Annotated in this window: 1 pseudogene; it reads left to right on the forward strand. The window is 34.6% G+C overall.

The features are described from left to right. Positions 1-219, forward strand: a pseudogene (locus SB775_RS28095) (hypothetical protein); the annotation flags it as partial. Positions 220-347 lie beyond the last annotated feature (128 nt).

The following is a 347-nucleotide window of genomic DNA, read 5'->3' on the forward strand; positions in this document are numbered from 1 at the left end:
CTGAATTTCGATGTGTATTGTGATAACGGGGATTATGATAAGGCAAAGTTAATTGCTACACGTATTGAGAAGTTACTAGATAGAGAAGTTGGTTTAAAAGATGATGGGATACTTTCTATACATCGTGCAGGTAGTATTCCTGTACCAGATGAAGACCCATCTATCATTCATATAAATGTTAAATTCCTGGTTCGAACAATGAGAACGGACTTGTATTAGGAGGTAGAACAAATGGCTTGGAAATTAATTAATGGTGTTCGAGAAGGTACAACTGATAATTTTGTTATCGGTCCTGGTGTAATTTACAAAAATTTTAAAAGCATAAAAGAATTAGGCGAAATGGTTGG

It is taken from the genome of Peribacillus sp. SIMBA_075 (assembly GCF_046534585.1).